The 15,482-nt window shown below is 63.0% G+C and carries 16 protein-coding genes; 8 read left to right on the top strand and 8 right to left on the bottom strand.

Annotation, left to right across the window (positions count from 1 at the left end; genetic code table 11):
- Positions 1-44: 44 nt before the first annotated feature.
- Positions 45-716: a hypothetical protein gene (locus ABLV49_RS03270; protein ID WP_349280173.1), complete on the bottom strand. Its 672-nt coding sequence runs from the start codon at positions 714-716 to the stop codon at positions 45-47.
- A gap of 427 nt (positions 717-1,143) precedes the next feature.
- On the opposite strand from ABLV49_RS03270, the gene ABLV49_RS03265 reads away from it, so the two are divergent.
- Positions 1,144-2,379, top strand: coding sequence for an ABC transporter substrate-binding protein (locus ABLV49_RS03265; RefSeq protein WP_349280172.1), 1,236 nt, complete (start codon positions 1,144-1,146; stop codon positions 2,377-2,379).
- Between the two features lie 197 nt (positions 2,380-2,576).
- On the opposite strand, the gene ABLV49_RS03260 is transcribed toward ABLV49_RS03265, so the two are convergent.
- The 4 genes from ABLV49_RS03260 to ABLV49_RS03245 all read right to left on the bottom strand — a co-directional run bounded on the left by ABLV49_RS03260 (position 2,577) and on the right by ABLV49_RS03245 (position 5,494).
- Complete coding sequence (locus tag ABLV49_RS03260; protein ID WP_349280171.1) at positions 2,577-3,155, bottom strand: YceI family protein; 579 nt, start codon at positions 3,153-3,155, stop codon at positions 2,577-2,579.
- Between the two features lie 33 nt (positions 3,156-3,188).
- Positions 3,189-3,779 (bottom strand): YceI family protein, encoded by a 591-nt coding sequence (locus ABLV49_RS03255; protein ID WP_349280170.1) that lies wholly within the window; start codon positions 3,777-3,779, stop codon positions 3,189-3,191.
- Positions 3,780-3,824: 45 nt separating this feature from the next.
- Positions 3,825-4,343 carry a cytochrome b gene (locus ABLV49_RS03250; protein ID WP_349280169.1) on the bottom strand — a complete coding sequence of 173 codons (519 nt, stop codon included), beginning with the start codon at positions 4,341-4,343 and terminating at the stop codon, positions 3,825-3,827.
- A 185-nt stretch (positions 4,344-4,528) separates the two neighbouring features.
- Positions 4,529-5,494, bottom strand: coding sequence for a class I SAM-dependent methyltransferase (locus ABLV49_RS03245; protein WP_349280168.1), 966 nt, complete (start codon positions 5,492-5,494; stop codon positions 4,529-4,531).
- Positions 5,495-5,673: 179 nt separating this feature from the next.
- On the opposite strand from ABLV49_RS03245, the gene ABLV49_RS03240 reads away from it, so the two are divergent.
- The 5 genes from ABLV49_RS03240 to ABLV49_RS03220 all read left to right on the top strand — a co-directional run bounded on the left by ABLV49_RS03240 (position 5,674) and on the right by ABLV49_RS03220 (position 9,492).
- Positions 5,674-6,093, top strand: a complete 420-nt coding sequence (locus ABLV49_RS03240; RefSeq protein ID WP_349281584.1) for a MarR family winged helix-turn-helix transcriptional regulator — start codon at positions 5,674-5,676, stop codon at positions 6,091-6,093.
- A 72-nt stretch (positions 6,094-6,165) separates the two neighbouring features.
- Positions 6,166-6,585 carry an organic hydroperoxide resistance protein gene (locus ABLV49_RS03235; protein ID WP_349280167.1) on the top strand — a complete coding sequence of 140 codons (420 nt, stop codon included), beginning with the start codon at positions 6,166-6,168 and terminating at the stop codon, positions 6,583-6,585.
- A gap of 111 nt (positions 6,586-6,696) precedes the next feature.
- The gene (locus ABLV49_RS03230) at positions 6,697-7,746 is read left to right on the top strand and encodes a serine/threonine protein kinase (RefSeq protein ID WP_349280166.1); all 1,050 of its coding nucleotides are present in this window, start codon (positions 6,697-6,699) and stop codon (positions 7,744-7,746) included.
- A gap of 152 nt (positions 7,747-7,898) precedes the next feature.
- On the top strand, positions 7,899-8,924 hold the full coding sequence (locus ABLV49_RS03225; protein WP_349280165.1) for a L,D-transpeptidase family protein: 1,026 nt from the start codon (positions 7,899-7,901) through the stop codon (positions 8,922-8,924).
- A gap of 22 nt (positions 8,925-8,946) precedes the next feature.
- Positions 8,947-9,492 (top strand): M23 family metallopeptidase, encoded by a 546-nt coding sequence (locus tag ABLV49_RS03220; RefSeq protein WP_349280164.1) that lies wholly within the window; start codon positions 8,947-8,949, stop codon positions 9,490-9,492.
- Positions 9,493-9,516: 24 nt separating this feature from the next.
- Here the strand turns inward: ABLV49_RS03220 and ABLV49_RS03215 are convergent, their stop codons facing one another.
- From ABLV49_RS03215 to htpG, 3 genes are all read right to left on the bottom strand, one after another.
- Complete coding sequence (locus tag ABLV49_RS03215) at positions 9,517-10,077, bottom strand: YcbK family protein (RefSeq protein WP_349280163.1); 561 nt, start codon at positions 10,075-10,077, stop codon at positions 9,517-9,519.
- The gene (locus tag ABLV49_RS03210) at positions 10,074-11,654 is read right to left on the bottom strand and encodes a L,D-transpeptidase family protein (RefSeq protein WP_349280162.1); all 1,581 of its coding nucleotides are present in this window, start codon (positions 11,652-11,654) and stop codon (positions 10,074-10,076) included. The genes ABLV49_RS03215 and ABLV49_RS03210 overlap by 4 nt, the downstream gene beginning before the upstream one ends.
- 138 nt (positions 11,655-11,792) lie before the next feature.
- Positions 11,793-13,682, bottom strand: a complete 1,890-nt coding sequence (gene htpG / locus ABLV49_RS03205; RefSeq protein ID WP_349280161.1) for a molecular chaperone HtpG — start codon at positions 13,680-13,682, stop codon at positions 11,793-11,795.
- Between the two features lie 289 nt (positions 13,683-13,971).
- Here htpG and ABLV49_RS03200 point away from each other — a divergent pair, with 289 nt between their 5' ends.
- A complete protein-coding gene (locus ABLV49_RS03200; protein ID WP_349280160.1) occupies positions 13,972-14,619 on the top strand; it encodes a hypothetical protein in 648 nt (215 codons plus the stop codon).
- 235 nt (positions 14,620-14,854) lie between these two features.
- A complete protein-coding gene (locus tag ABLV49_RS03195; protein WP_349280159.1) occupies positions 14,855-15,469 on the top strand; it encodes a hypothetical protein in 615 nt (204 codons plus the stop codon).
- The last annotated feature ends 13 nt before the right edge of the window (positions 15,470-15,482 follow it).

The raw sequence follows: 15,482 nt of genomic DNA, 5'->3' as shown, positions 1-15,482 counted from the left end.
TCGCCGGCTCACCCGCCGACCGGGCATGCGCGCAGGCAGCCGCCTCAGTTCGCGGCAAAGCAGTAGAACAGCCCGCCTCCGCCAGTGGACTTGAGCGCGTCTATGCTGCAGCCGCGCGTGGCGTGGGAGGCGTTCCAGGATTTCGCCGGGGCCGACTCGTCCAGGCCCATGCGGTCGTGGTGGCCGACGATGGCCGAGCCGGCGCCGCTTTGCGTCCAGCCGCCGCAGGTGGTGTCGCTGGCCGAGGTGTCCAGGCGGCCGTCCGCCGTGGAGCCGGTCAGCATGTCGTGCATGTTGACGGCGTCGCCCCGGCCGCTGACGACCTCGCCTTTTTCCGTCAGCGAATTCTGCTTGGTGAGCTGGTTGTCGGCGCTGTGCAGCTTGTCCACGCTGGTGGCCACGACCACGCCCTTGGCGTTTTGCCACGGGCCGCGCCCGATGCGCTCGCGCGCATTGACGGCCGGGCTGGCGCCGCTGGCCGGGGCGCTGAGATAGGCGCGCCAGTTCTTGCCGCCGGCATTGACCGAGGTGGCGAGCGTCTGGCAATAGGCATCGGCGCCGGCCAGGCCGCCCAGGTCGGCGCCCTTGCCCGGGTTGGCGCTGGTCACGAAAAAGCTCATCGGGCTCATGGGATGCTGCGATGTCGATGGCATCGGCGCGCAAGCGCCCAGGATGGCGGCCGAAGCCAGAAGTGCGAGTCTCAAGCGTGATTGCATGGTGGTCCCTTTGATGAATGGCTGAATTGCCGTTTTGTGCTTGCCCCGCAAAGGTACGCCAAGCGCCGGTGCGATTCAATGCTGATTTCACCTGACTGCACGGCAGCCTGTGGCGGCCAGGGCTGCAAATACATCCACGCACAGCAATCCAGCCTTCGCAAGGAAAAACCCCTCATACAGGCAAAGCTTGCCCTTGAAAAATCTTTGGCGCTTTTTCGATCCCTCTGTTAATTTGTAATTAGAAGTTAAAGTTCAAATGCTTCAATAGCCTTTGAGCAGCGTGGACAACGCTGCCCAAAGTGATTCAGCGAAAGAGAGGAGCCACTGTTTCCAGAAACAAAAACCGCCTGGAAGCCGTGTCGGCTGGTACGACTCAAAATCGAATCAGATTTCGTAACAATATGTATAAAAAAGAAAGATTTCTCTGATGTTTTCAATTCAATCAAAAATAATACCGACCGCCTGCCGCCTGTTGACGGCGAGCCTGCTGGGTTTGACTGCAGCCGGGACGCTGGCGCAAACCGGTGGAGCAGCGCTGGTGCCGATACAAATCGGGGTGATCGCCCCGCTGAGCGGGCCTTCGGCCGACTTTGGCGTGCCCATGCTCAATGGCGTCAAGCTGGCGGTGGACGAGATCAACGCCGCTGGCGGCTTCCTGGGGCGAAAGCTCGAACTGGTGGTCAAGGACGATGGCGCCAATCCGGACCAGGGCCGCAAGGCGTCCGAAGAACTGGCCGCGCAAAAGGTCACGGCCGTCATCGGTTTTTGCAACACGGGCGTGGCGGCAAAATCGCTGGAGGTGTTTCAGAACAGCAAGATCCCGCTCATCATTCCCTGCGCGACCGGCACCCAGCTCACGGCCAAATACCCCGCGCCAGACAGCTACATCTTTCGCACTTCCGCCAAGGACGCCGTTCAGTCCAGCTTTGTGGTCGATGACATCTTCAAGCGCGGCTGGACCAAGGTGGCCGTGTTTGCCGACAGCACCGCTTACGGCGAGTCGGGGTTGAAGGACGTGATAGCGGCCCTGGCCAGCCATGGCCTCAAGCCGGTCCATGTGGCGCGCTTTCCTATTGGCGTGAAGGACGTGACGGCCGAACTCAAGGCCGCCCGCGATGCCGGGGCCAACGCGGTGTTCAGCTACAGCCTGGGCCCCGAGAGCGTCGCCATTGCCATGGGGCGCAAGGAGCTGGGCTGGAAGGTGCCGCAGGTGGGCGCCTGGGCCTTGAGTTTTCCGGCTTATGTGAATGTCGCCAAGGAAGCGGCGGAAGACACGCTGATGGCCCAGACCTTCATCGTGGAGCAGCGCGGCAACGAACGCCGGACGGCTTTCCTGAATGGCTACATGGCCAAATACAAGCTCAAGAGCGTGCCGGCGTCGATTCCCGCAGCGCAGGCTTATGACAGCACCTACCTGCTGCTTTACAGCCTGTTCGGGGTGCGCAGCGCTTCACTGGACGGCCCGGCCATCAAGGCATCGCTGGAAAACCTGAAAAAGGTGTATTACGGCGCAGTCGCCACCTACGACCATCCGTTCAGCGCCAGCGACAAGGATGCGTTCACCGCCAACATGCTGCTGCTGGGCATGGTCAAGGGCGGCGTCGTGACCTATGCCTACCCCGCCGACATCAAGCGCAATGTGTTTGCGCAGCGCAAGCAGTAGCGCCAATTTATAGACAAAACAAGGCTTTTGCGCAGTATGCGCAGTATGCGCGGGCGTTATAAGCTACTTATTTAATAGCATATTACGACCATCCTGCTTGCGCCAGAGGCCTGAAGCACACTCAAAAAAGCCCCGCCAGTCACACGAACTGGCGGGGCTTTTCTGCTGCAACGCCGGGCTTGCCAGCGCGAAGGCGCTTATTGCTGCTTGACGGCTTCGACCTGGACCACCAGGCGGACATTTTTCGGGAAGCCCCAGTCGATGCCGTAGTTCATGCCAAAGGCGGTGCGGTCAATCGTGGTTTCAAAGTCGCCGCCGCACACTTCGCGCTTGAGCATGGGGCTGGTGTAGCAGTTGAACTGGTTGGCTTTCAGCGTGACGGGCAGGGTTTTGCCGAGCAAGGTCAGGTTGCCGGCGATTTCGGACACCTTGTCGCCGTTGAAGCTGAACTTGTCGGAGACAAACTTGATGGTCGGGTATTTGGCGGCGTCGAACAGGTCGGGGCTTTGCAGGTGCTTGTCAAACGCGGCGGCGCCGGTATTGACGGAGGTGGCGTCGATGCTGACCTCCACCTTGCCGGTCTTGGCGGCGCGGTCCAGTTGCACCGAGCCTTCTTTCTTGTCGAAGCGGCCCCGGTTGGTGCTGGTGCCGAAGTGGCCGATTTCAAACGTCGCAAAGGTATGCGTCGGGTCCATCGAATAGGTGGCGGTTTCGGCATGGGCCGCGCCGGCCAGCAGGGCGGCTGCGGCGGCCAGGGTCAGGATTGATTTACGCATGGGATGGGTTCCAGGGAAAGGTTAAAGAAAAAATCAGTATTTGCCCACGCCGGTCAGCGCGAGCTTGAATTTGACCTGCACGTCGTCGGCCACCATCGAGGTGTCGGCCCACTCGTTCTCGCCAATCTTGAAGGCCAGGCGCTTGATGGCAAACGCGCCGCTGGCGGTGGTGATGGCGCCAGCCTGGCTCAGGGTCACCGGCACCACGACATCGCGCACATTGCCCTTGATGCTCAGCTTACCGGCCACTTCGTATTTGCCCGGCGCGATTTTCTTGACGGCGCCTGACTGGAACGTGGCCTGGGGAAATTTCACCGCGCTGAACCAGTCGGGCTTGGGCAGCTCTGCATCGGACTCGGGCGCGCCGACCGTGGCGCTGCCGGTGTCGATGGCAAAGGCGATCTTGCTGGCTTCGGGCTTGGCGGGATCAAACGCGATTTGCGCATCGAACTTCTTGAAATGCCCATCGACCGACACGCCCATCTGCTTGCTGGCAAAGGCAATTTCGCTTTGCGCCGGGATCAGCTTTTGCGCGGCTGGGGCCTGGGCCTGGGCCGACATCGAAAGCAGCGCGGCGGCCATGGCCAGGCTGGCGGCGCGCAGGGTGAAAGAAAAAGTGTTCATGCGTTCGGTTTTCAGTGGGTGAAGAGAAAAAGAAGTAAGGCGGGCTCAGCGCAGGCCGGGCAGCATGCGCTGGAGCAGGCCGTCGCGGTCCACCCAGTGGTGCTTGAGGGCGGCGGCCACATGCAGGGCCACCAGCCCGGCCAGCGCAAAGGCCGACCATTCATGCCAGGGCTTGATCAGCGCGGCCAGGGCCTTGTCGGGCTGCACGAAGTCGGGCAGCGGCAGCACGCCGAACAGCACGATGGAAAAACCCGCCGCCGAGCTGTAGGCCCAGCCGATCAGCGGCACGAGGAAAAACAGCGCATACAGCAAGCCGTGGGTGGAGTGGTAGGCGCGCACTTGCCATGCCGGCATCGCCGCCTCGATCCGCCGGGGCAAGGCCGGCGGGCGATGGGTGAGGCGCCACGTCAGCCGGGCCAGCGACAGCGCCAGAATCACAACGCCGGCCCACTTGTGCCAGTTGTAGAGCTTCAGGCGCAGGGGCGAAAACGGCAGGTCGGCCATGTAGAGGCCGACGCCAAACATAAGGGCCAGCGCCAGCGCCAGCACCCAGTGAAGGGCCATGGAAACGCCGTGATAGCGGGAAGGAGTGGTGGTTAAAACAGCAGAAGTCATGACGGAAACAGGTTAAAAACTTTCGTAAAACATTGAAAGTTCTACGAAGTATAGAAACCGTTTCCGCGCGAAAAGTTCAAATTAATTGACGAGATTGTTCAAATTTTTCGAATCACCAGCCTGTTAACTGTGAGTTATGACGAATGCAGTTCAGGCTCGGGCGCCGCTGCCGCGAAGCGTTCCGTCAACTCGCCCAGGCCAAGCTCCGCCAGCACCTGCTGCAGGCGCGTCTGCGCGGCGCGGGTCTTGGCGGCGTTCGGCGTGGCCGGGCGGCTGGCCAGGATCAGTTCGTTCTTCATCGAATGCTCCCAGCCGACCAGCTCGGTCACGGTGACCTGGTAGCCGTTGGCTTCCAGTTGCAGGCAGCGCAGCACGTTGGTGATCTGGCTGCCGAATTCGCGGGTGTGCAGCGGATGGCGCCAGAGTTCGGCCAGCGGGGTTTTGTTCAGGTTCAGCGCGCGCGACTTTTTCAAGATGCCCGCCACCTCGGCCTGACAGCACGGCACCAGCACCATGTGGCGCGCCTGCTTGGCCAGGCCAAAGGCAATCGCGTCGTCGGTGGCGGTGTCGCAGGCATGCAGGGCGGTGACGATGTCCACCGTGGGCGGCAGCGCGGCGGACAGGGTGGCTTCCTGCACCGACAGGTTCAGGAAAGACATGTTGGCAAAGCCCAGCCGCGCGGCCAGCGCGCGCGATTTTTCGACCAGTTCGGCACGGGTTTCAATGCCATGGATATGGCCATTGACCTTCTCGCCCGCGTGCGCCACGTTGAAGAACAGGTCATACAGGATGAAGCCGAGGTAGGACTTGCCGGCGCCGTGGTCGGCCAGCGTGAAGCCTTGGGCGCTCGCGGAAACTTCATTCAGCAGCGGCTCGATGAACTGGTAGAGGTGATAGACCTGCTTGAGCTTGCGCCGGGTGTCTTGGTTGAGCTTGCCTTCGCGGGTCAGGATGTGCAGCTCCTTGAGCAGTTCAATCGACTGGCCGGGCCGCAGTTCTTCAATGACCTGCGCGGGCTTTGCCGCATGGGTTGCGGCCAACGCCTTGCGGGAAGGCTTGCCGGTGGATTTGTCGGTGGAGGGTGGGCTGTTTTTTTGCATGACCGCCAAGTTTAGTACCGCGCTTTTTGAGGCAGCGCCCTGCCCTTGCATGACCTTGCGCTTCAGCTCTGGTCAATTACATTGCACACAATTTAATTGTGTGCAATAATTTAGCCATACCCAACGAAATACCCACCGATACGCCAGCCCAGGCGCCGGACAGCGCCCATGCCGACGCCATGCTGCGGCTGGACAACCAGCTGTGCTTTGCGCTGTATTCAACGTCGCTGGCCATGACCCGGATTTACAAGCCGCTGCTTGATGCGCTGGGAATCACCTATCCGCAGTACCTGGCGCTGCTGGTGCTGTGGGAGCGCGATGGCTTGTCGGTGTCCGAGCTGGGGGGGCGGCTTTTCCTGGACTCTGGAACGCTCACGCCATTGCTCAAGCGGCTCGAATCATCAGGGCTGGTGACGCGCCTGCGCGCCGCAGAGGATGAGCGCCGCGTCCACATCACGCTGACCATCGCCGGCCGCGCGCTCAAGGAGCAGGCCGCAAAAATCCCCGGCTGCATCCTGAGCGCCACGCACTGCTCGATTCCCGACCTGGTGTCGCTGACCCAGCAGGTGCAGGCCTTGCGCCGGCAACTGCTTGCCTGAGCCGTTTTTTTCATCCACGCATTTCCAGTTTTTCAACCCGCCTCCATTCCGGGGCTTTTCAAAGGAGTCACCATGACCACGCAACTCGAAAAAGTGCTGTACACCGCCCACACCCACACCACCGGCGGCCGCGACGGTCAGGCCCAATCCGATGACGGCCGCCTGAACATCACCCTGAGTTCGCCCGGCACCTCCGGCACCGGCACCAACCCCGAGCAGCTGTTCGCCGCCGGCTACTCGGCCTGTTTCATCGGCGCCCTGAAGGCGGTGGCCGGCATGCAGAAAATCACCCTGCCCGAGGGCACCAGCATTGACGCCAGCGTTGACTTGGGCAAGATTCCCAACGCCTACGGGATTGCCGTGCGCCTGGACATTTCCCTGCCCGGCATGGACAGCACCGCCGCACAGGCGCTGGTCGATGCCGCGCACCAGGTCTGCCCGTACTCGAACGCCACGCGCGGCAATATCGACGTGACCCTCACGCTGAAATAAGCCCGCCGGCCTTGCGCCGCGCGCACAGCCCGCCGGCTTCCCAAGCCGGCGGGTTTTTTTGTTGCCGTTATCCCTCTTGAAGCCCGGCCCCCGGTGGAACGACAATCAGGCATGACTGAATACAACAAGGCTGCTGCGGAGCGCGACACCGTCCATGTTTACGAACACCTGACCCCCGACGTGGTGCTGGACGCGCTGGCCAGCGTCGGACTGATGGGCGATGGCCGCCTGATGGCGCTGTCAAGCTATGAAAACCGGGTGTACCAGGTGCACTTGGAGAGCCCCGTCGGCAGCGCGGAACTGGCCGGCGACATCGTGGTGGTCAAGTTTTACCGGCCTGACCGCTGGACCGATGCCCAGATCCTGGAAGAACACGCTTTCGCCACCGAGCTGATGGCGGCTGAAATCCCGGTGGTCGGTGCGCTCGAATTGAACGGCTCGACGCTGAACCATTTCAAGGGCTTCAGCTTCAGCGTGTCGCCCAGCCGGGGCGGGCGCCGGCCCGAACTGGAGAACCTGGACGTTCTCGAATGGATAGGCCGTTTTCTGGCGCGCATCCATACCGTGGGCGCGGCGCGGCCTTTCGTGCATCGCCCGGCCTTGAACCTGCAAACCTTTGGCTACTGCTCACGCGAGATTTTGCTGGACGGCGGCTATCTGCCGCTGGACATGGAATCGCGCTGGCGCAAGGCGTTCGACGAAGCCATGGCGGTTGCCAAAGGCGTGTTTGACAGCGTTCCCCATGTGCGCCAGTTGCGCCTGCATGGCGACTGCCACCCCGGCAATATCCTGTGGACGCCCGAAGGCCTGCCGCTGGCCGGCCCGCATTTTGTCGATCTGGACGATGCGCGCACCGGCCCGGCGGTGCAGGACTTGTGGATGCTGCTGTCGGGCGAGCGCGCCCAGCAGCTGCGGCAGCTCGGTGCGCTGGTGGACGGCTACGACGAGTTTGGCGAGTTCGACCGGCGCGAACTCAGGCTGATCGAGCCGCTACGCACGCTGCGCCTGGTGCATTACAGCGCCTGGCTGGCCCAGCGCTGGCACGACCCGATCTTTCCGATCAACTTCCCGTGGTTCGGCTCCAGCGACTACTGGAAAGGCCAGGTGGACATGCTCATCGAGCAGACCGAGGCCATGCAGGCCGCGCCGCTGGTGGCATAAAGTCCCGTTCAGCCCTTTGCCCCGGGCAAAAACCGGGCGCAGGAACGCTGTCACAAGGTGGTTTGCAGCGACCCTGCAACACGCTGTTGGCTGACAGGCTTGCGCTGGTGCGGCTTCTACCATGGGCTATTTCCATTACGAAGCCCCGACTCATGCAAACCACTTCCCTGATCACCCGCCGGCAACTGCTCGGCTGGCTGGCAGCCGCCACCGCGTTTCCGGCTGCCGCCGCTCAACACGGCAAAGGCAAACCTGCGGCCGCCGCCCCCACGGGCACCGCGCTGATGGAGCGCGTCAACGCAGCCACCGACCTGCCTGCACTGGTGCAGGGCGTGCGCGGCGAGGCCGTGCTGCGGGCGCAGATCCTGCTCGACCATGCCTGGTTTTCTCCGGGCGAGATCGACGGCGCCTTCGGTGCCAACATGCGCCGCATGGTGGCGGCGTTCCAGACGGCGAACGGCCAGAAATCAACCGGCCGCATCGACGCAGGCACCTGGAAAGCGCTGGCGGGCGACGCGCCTGCGCCGGTGCTGGCCGAATACACCATCACCCCTGAAGATGCCGCCGGCCCTTATGCCAAGCTGCCAGCCGACATGATGAAGCGCGCGCAACTCAAGTCGCTGGGTCACGAAACCCTTCAGGAAGCGCTGGGCGAAAAATTCCATTGCAGCCCGAAATGGCTGCGCGATGCCAACCGGGGCAGCACCTTCAAAGCCGGCGACAAGATCATTGTTCCGGCCCCCGGCGGCGACAAGGCACCGGCCGGGGCGGTGTCCATCCGCATCGACAAATCCGAACATGTGCTGTATCTGCTCGACAAGGCAGAACGGCCGGTCGCCGCCTTCCCGATCAGCATGGGCGGCGCATCGGACCCGCTGCCGATTGGCCGCATGGAGATCAAGAATGCCGCGAAAGACCCGGTGTTCACCTTCAACCCGGCGCTGCTCAAGGGCACGAAGAAAACCGACACCAAGGCCATCATTCCTGCCGGGCCGAACAACCCGGTCGGCGTGTACTGGCTGGGCCTGAGCAAAGCGCACTGGGGCATTCACGGCACCCCCGAACCGGAGCGCGTCGGCGCATCCGAGTCCAACGGCTGCATCCACCTGACCAACTGGGATGTGCTGCGCGTGGCGCAGGTCGTCAAACCCGGCTTTGCCGTGGATGTTCATGCTTGAGGCGTTGCTTGATCGCCGGAGCATGGGCCGCCTCGGGGTGGCCTTGCTCTGCCTTGCCGTGACTTGCGGCGCGTTCTCGGCGCCAGCCGGTTCAGCGCCTGCGGCAGTTGCAGGTGCCCCGGCCGAACCGCCGGCCCTGCTGCTGCCGGTGCAGGGCATCGCGGCAAGCGACCTGCGCGACACCTTTGGCGACGGCCGAGACAGCAACCAGCGGGGCCACGAGGCCATCGACATCCTTGCGCCACGCGGCACACCGGTACTGGCGGTGGACGACGGGCGCATCGTCAAGCTGTTCTTGAGCCAGCCCGGCGGCATGACGATTTACCAGTTCGACCCGACCGGCCGGTTTGCCTACTACTACGCGCACCTGGACCGCTATGCCGATGGCTTGGCGGAAGGCCAGGCGGTGCGGCGCGGCAGCGTCATCGGCTATGTCGGCTCAACCGGCAACGCCAGCCCGGACGCGCCGCACCTGCATTTCGCCCTCTTCCGGCTGGGTCCGGAAAAACAGTGGTGGAAAGGCGAGCCGGTCAACCCGTTCAGGTATCTGGGCGGCAAGCAGCCTTGACACCACGGCATCGCCAGCGTCATTTCACCAGTTGCGCACCCGGCCCGTGTCGAGATGCACGAACTGCTCGCGCGGATAAAAGCCGACGCCGCCCGCGCGCAGCGACAGCGCCGCCTGGTGCAGGTCGGCCAGCGGCACGCCGGGCAGGCGAATGTCAATCGCGCGGCCTTCCATGTGCAGGCTTTTCGTGGCGACGCCGCCGCTGCGCGTCTGGCGCAGGTGGCTGTTGGTGGCCGGGCAACGGTAGCCGGAGATCACCTCGAACGCGCCCCTGCTGCCCAGCGCCTGCTGCACGCTGTGCAGCAGGTCGAACACCTGCGGGTCGATCACCCCGATGTCGCCGGTGTAGTGATCACGCAGGAAACGGTTGAGCCAGCCGAGCGCCTCGGGAACATAGCGCTCGCCGCTGGCATACACCAGGTCGATTTTCTCGTGGGTGTGGGTATGCACCAGCGCCAGCCCGCGCGCGTCCGGCACCGAGGCCAGGGCGGCACGCGAGGCGAGTGCAGGCAGGGCTGCGGCGGCAGCGAGTCGGGCCGTGTGGCGCAGGAAGTGGCGGCGGGCCAGGGTCGTGGGAGCGGTCATGAGTTGTCTCCGGTGGTGGGCGCGAGCGAACCTGAATGCTTGCGCAGGGCAGCGTCCAGCAGGCGGTCCAGCCCATAGATGTCGTCAAAGAAAAAAGTGCGGCCGTCCTTCACCAGCGTGGTGCCGTAGGCAATCAGCACGGGCACCGGCTCGGTCAGCCTGAGCGTGGCGGACTCGCCCCGGTGCATGGCTTTCTGGATGCGCTCCTGCGTCCACTCCGGCATGTTCTTGAGGACGAATTTGGCCAGCTCCACCGGATGCTCGACGCGGATGCAGCCATGGCTGAAGTCGCGCCGGTCGCGCTCGAACAGCTGCGTGGCCGGCGTGTGATGCAGGTAGATGTTGTCGCGGTTCGGAAACACGAACTTGATGTCGCCGAGCGCATTTTTCGGCCCCGGCCGCTGGCGGATGCGCGACTGGCCGGTCAGCACGGCGCCCAGCAGCCCCGCAGAGGCTGCCCGGTCCACGCGGCCGCCGGCCGAGACGAACTCCATCTCCTCGCGCGCCAGATAGCCGGGGTCGCGCCGCAGCCGGGGCACGATTTCGGCGCGGGCGATGGAAGGCGGCACGTTCCAGTACGGGCTGAACTCGATGAAGCGCATGTCTTCATCGAACAAAGGGGTACGCGTGTCCAGCGCCTTGCCGACGACGATCTTCATTTCCTGCTGCACATGGATCTGGCCGTCCTGCACCTCGTAGGCGCGCAGCACGAACTCGGGGATGTTGACGACAATCATGCGCGGCCCCTGCAGCAGCGGCGTCCAGCGCAGGCGCTCCAGGGCCAGTTCGATCTGCCGCACGCGGGCAGCGGGCATCACCTGCAGCTGCGCCAGCGTGGTTGTGCCGATCACGCCGTCGGCGGCCAGGCCATGGCGCTGCTGAAAAGCCTTGGCCGCGTCCACCAGCGGCCCCTCGTAACGCGCAGGCAAGGGCAGGCCAGGCGCCATGTCGCCCAGCACGGTCAGCCGCTCGGCCAGCAGGGCCAGCCCCGCATAGCGTTGCCCCGGCGCCAGCTTGCCCGCCTTGCCGCCCGGCAGGCGCGGCAAAGGCTGGCGCCAGGCCGGATGGTTGACGCGCTCGCGGTAGCGCGCCAGGGCCTCGCGCAACTGCGCGTAAATCGGCAGGCGCGGCGCGGCTTCGGACGCAGCGTCGGTCAGCCGCCGGGCTGCCAGGGCCGCCTGCAGGTAGGCCGCCGCGTCGAACGCCTCGCGCTGCGGCGGGCTGAAGTTGTGATGGATCTTTTGCGGGTCGATACGGCCCCGGTGCACGTCGGACAGGTAGCGCTCCATGGCCGTGCTCAGCGCCTGCTCAAGGTGCGCCATGCTGGCGGTCTGTGGCGGCGAACCCTGCGCGGCACGGCTGACAGCCAGCCCCAGCGCGCTGGCGTCGTAGTCCTGCGGCACCAGGCCGTGGGTGGCAGCAGCCGCCAGCAGCTGAACCGCTTCACGGGCCTGCGCGCCGGGTCTTTCGCCGTCGAACCAGAGCTGGCCTTCGGCCGCCATGGAACTGCCGCAGCACAGCCACAGCACGATGGCCGCGCTGCGGATGAGCCATGACGGCCTGTTCTTGATTTGCATCGCCCCATTATGAAGGCCTGGCGATGGGGCAAATTCCTGGCCCGCCCGCCAGCGCCCCACCCCAAAAAGGAAAAGTCCCGGCAGGCAGAGCCCGGCGGGACTTTCGGCAACCGACCCGCTCAGGCCGGCAGCGCGGCATTACACCAGCAAGGCGTTCACGCGACGCACATAGGCCGCCGGGTCGGCAGGCATGCCGCCCTCGGCCAGCAGGGCCTGGTCGAACAGGATGTTGGCCAGGTCGTCGAAGCTGGCCAGTTCGGCGCTGGCTTCGAGCTTTCTGACCAGCGGGTGCTGGGCATTGACTTCGAGGATGGGCTTGACCTCGGGCACGGTCTGGCCGGCCTGCTTGAGCATGCGGGCCAGTTGCGTGGACATGTCGCCGTCCTGCACCACCAGGCAGGCCGGTGAATCGACCAGCCGCGAGGTGGCGCGAACGTCAGAGGCTTTGTCTTTCAAGGCTTCCTTGAGCTTGTCCAGGATGGGCTTGAACTGGGTTTGCGCTTCCTCGGCGGCTTTTTTCTCGTCCTCGTCCTGCAGCTTGCCCAGGTCCACCGCGCCCTTGGCGACCGACTGCAGCGGCGTGCCGTCGAACTCGTTCAGGTAGTTCAGCGCCCATTCATCGACCCGGTCGGCCATCAAGAGCACTTCGATGCCCTTCTTGCGGAAGATTTCGAGTTGCGGGCTGCTCTTGGCGGCGGCCAGCGTGTCGGCGGTGATGTAGTAGATCGCGTCCTGGCCGTCCTTCATGCGCGCCTTGTAGTCGGCAAAGCTCACGCTGGTGGTGTCGGTGGTCGAGCTGGCAAAGCGCAGCAGCTTGGCCAGGCGCTCGCGGTTGGCGAAATCCTCGCCCAGGCCTTCCTTCAGGACCGCGCCGAATTCGGCGTAAAAGGTCTTGAATTTTTCCGGCTCGTTGTTGGCCAGGTCTTCAATCATCGACAGCACGCGCTTGGTGCAGCCTTCGCGAATCGCCTTCACGGCGCGGCTTTCCTGCAGCAACTCGCGCGAGACATTGAGCGGCAGGTCGGACGAATCGACCACGCCTTTCACAAAGCGCAGGTAGGTCGGCAGCAGCGCCTGCGCGTCGTCCATGATGAAGACGCGCTTGACATAGAGCTTGACGCCGGCCGCCTTGTCACGGTTGAACATGTCCACCGGCGCCTTGCTCGGGATGAACAGCAGCTGGGTGTATTCGGTAGCACCTTCGACGCGGTTGTGCGTGGTGGCCAGCGGCGCTTCGCTGTCGTAGCTGATCTGCTTGTAGAACTCGGCGTAATGCTCAGGCGTGATGTCTTTCTTGGGGCGCGTCCAGAGCGCGGCGGCCTGGTTGACGGTTTCCCACTCGCCGGTGAAGGCCATTTCGCCGGGCTGGTCGTTTTCGCCTTCTTTCCACTCTTCCTTGGGCATCAGGATGGGCAGCGAGATGTGGTCGGAATACTTGTTGATGATGCCCTTGAGCTTCCAGGCGTTCAGGTACTCGCTGGCGTCGTCCTTCAGGTGCAGGATGATGCTGGTGCCGCGCTCGGCGCGCTCGATCTCGCTGACGTCGAACTCGCCCGTGCCTTCGCTGACCCAGCGCACGCCCTGGGCAGCGGGCACGCCGGCGCGGCGGCTTTCCACGGTGATCTTGTCGGCGACGATGAAGCCCGAGTAAAAGCCGACGCCGAACTGGCCGATCAGCTGCGCGTCGTTCTTCTGGTCGCCCGACAGCTTGGCCACGAAGTCGCGCGTGCCGCTCTTGGCGATGGTGCCGAGGTGGTCAATCGCTTCCTGCTGCGACATGCCGATACCGTTGTCGGTGATGGTCAAGGTCTTGGCGGCCTTGTCAAAGCTGACGCGCACTTTCAGTTCGCTGTCGTTTTCATGCAGGCCGGCATCGTTCAAGGCTTCAAAACGCAGCTTGTCGCAGGCGTCCGAGGCGTTGGAGATCAGCTCCCGCAGAAAAATGTCAGGGTTGGAGTAAAGCGAATGGGTGACGAGCTTGAGGAGCTGGGCAACTTCGGCCTGGAAGGAAAGGGTTTGTTTTTGCATGGTGATCAGTGCTTAAGTGCTGTGCTTAAGTGTAGGGGCAGGAAAATGTTACTTACTTGTTACTTATCGGCCATGAAAACCAAAATCATAGGAAAAATGTGTTGTTTTATATCAAGTTACATTCGTTTAAAAATTTGAATGAACCCAGCAATTTCAAGGACTTAGCGTGACATATTGCTTATTTTCCGACTATCACACATTTTAAAACATCTTGATTTCATCAATAATTATTACAATCACTAACATCGAATTTGTTTGTTGTTTGTTTCAACCCAAAGAAAGAGCCCTCGTGAAAAAGCATCTTTTAGTCAGCGCCCTGTCCCTTGCCGGCCTGTTCGCAGCACCCGCCTGGGCAGAATCCACCTATACCAGTCCGGCCACCACAGGCTCGACAGCCACAGCCCGCCTTGACTTCACCGTGACCATCCCGCAGGTGCTGTTCCTGCGCGTAGGCACCAGCTCCGGCAATGCCGCGACCGACGGCACGATTGACGGCATCACGTACACCGTGCCGGCCGCGAACGTGGGAGATGCATCCGTGATCGCCGGCGTCGGCGGTGATCTGACCGCAGGCGCGGTGACCGTTCGCACCTATGGCAACGGCGGCAATATCAGCCTGAACTCCACCACCACCGGCCCCCTGACCACCGGCACTGCCGGTGAAGTCATCCCCTGGAGCCAGATCAGCGTGGCAGCGGCTCCGCTGGCCAGCACCACGACGGGTTTTACCAATGCGGCCATCACCCACCCGGCGTTCAATCTGGGCGCCACGGGCGGCGCCGGCACAGTGACCACGCTAACCGCCACCAACAAGGTCGTGCGCGTTGAAGGCAAGTGGACTTATAGCTACCTCAACACCAATTCAGTCGCAGCCGGTACCTACGGCGGAACCGTTGCCAAAAATGGCCGCGTGACCTACACCGCCACCCAACTCTGAGCCACTCATTCCTAAACGGATGGCGAGAATTACCTGCGAATTTTGAACAGCGGCCAGACCCGAACAGGCCTTGGTCATTTGTTTGAATTATTGAAATCGATGCAATATTTGATAAATTCGATTTTTTAACAAAATTCCATGAAAATAAGTAGGCAACCTGGACTTTATTGGATAGTCTGGGTTGGCTATGAAAAATTTTGTAAAAATTGTTTTGATTTCTAACCTTGTTACCTCAATGTTCGTACCCATGCTGGCGCGGGCAGACTCGACATTCGTGAGTCCAGCCACGACTGGCTCCGTTGCATCGGCGCATCTCGACTTTGTAATCGTTGTCAACCCGGCGCTGTTTCTGCGCGTCAGCACGGGCGCAGCCAACAACGCCGCCAGCAACGGCACGATCGACACGCTGACTTTCGACGTACCGTCCGCGAACGTCGGCGACGGCAGTGAGATCAGCGGCACCGGTGGCGACCTGACGGCGGGGGCGGCAACGATTCGCGTGTACGGCAACAGTGGCAGCCTCAGCCTCAACTCGACCACCACCGGCCCGCTGACCAGCGCTGCTGGCGACACCATTCCCTGGAGCCAGATTAGCGTCGCCGCGTCCGCCCTGCCGAGGCCGAACAACACAGCGGGCTTTACCAGCGGGGCAGTCCCTCATCCGGCATTCAACACGGCTCCAGCCGGTGGCGATGGCGCGGCCACCACACTGGAATCAGCCGACAAAGTCGTGCGGGTCGAGGGCCGCTGGACTTACACCTACCTCAACGCCAACTCGGTGCCCGCGGGCACTTACGGCGCCACGGCGGCCCGCAACGGGCGCGTGACCTATACGGCGACCCAGCTCTGACCGGCTGCGTGAC

Origin of the sequence: Polaromonas hydrogenivorans (assembly GCF_040105105.1) — a bacterium.
In the GTDB taxonomy this organism is placed as follows: Bacteria; Pseudomonadota; Gammaproteobacteria; order Burkholderiales; family Burkholderiaceae_C; genus Polaromonas; species Polaromonas hydrogenivorans.
Note: the sequence above shows the minus strand (reverse complement) of the source record. Positions and strands in the feature narration are given on the sequence as shown.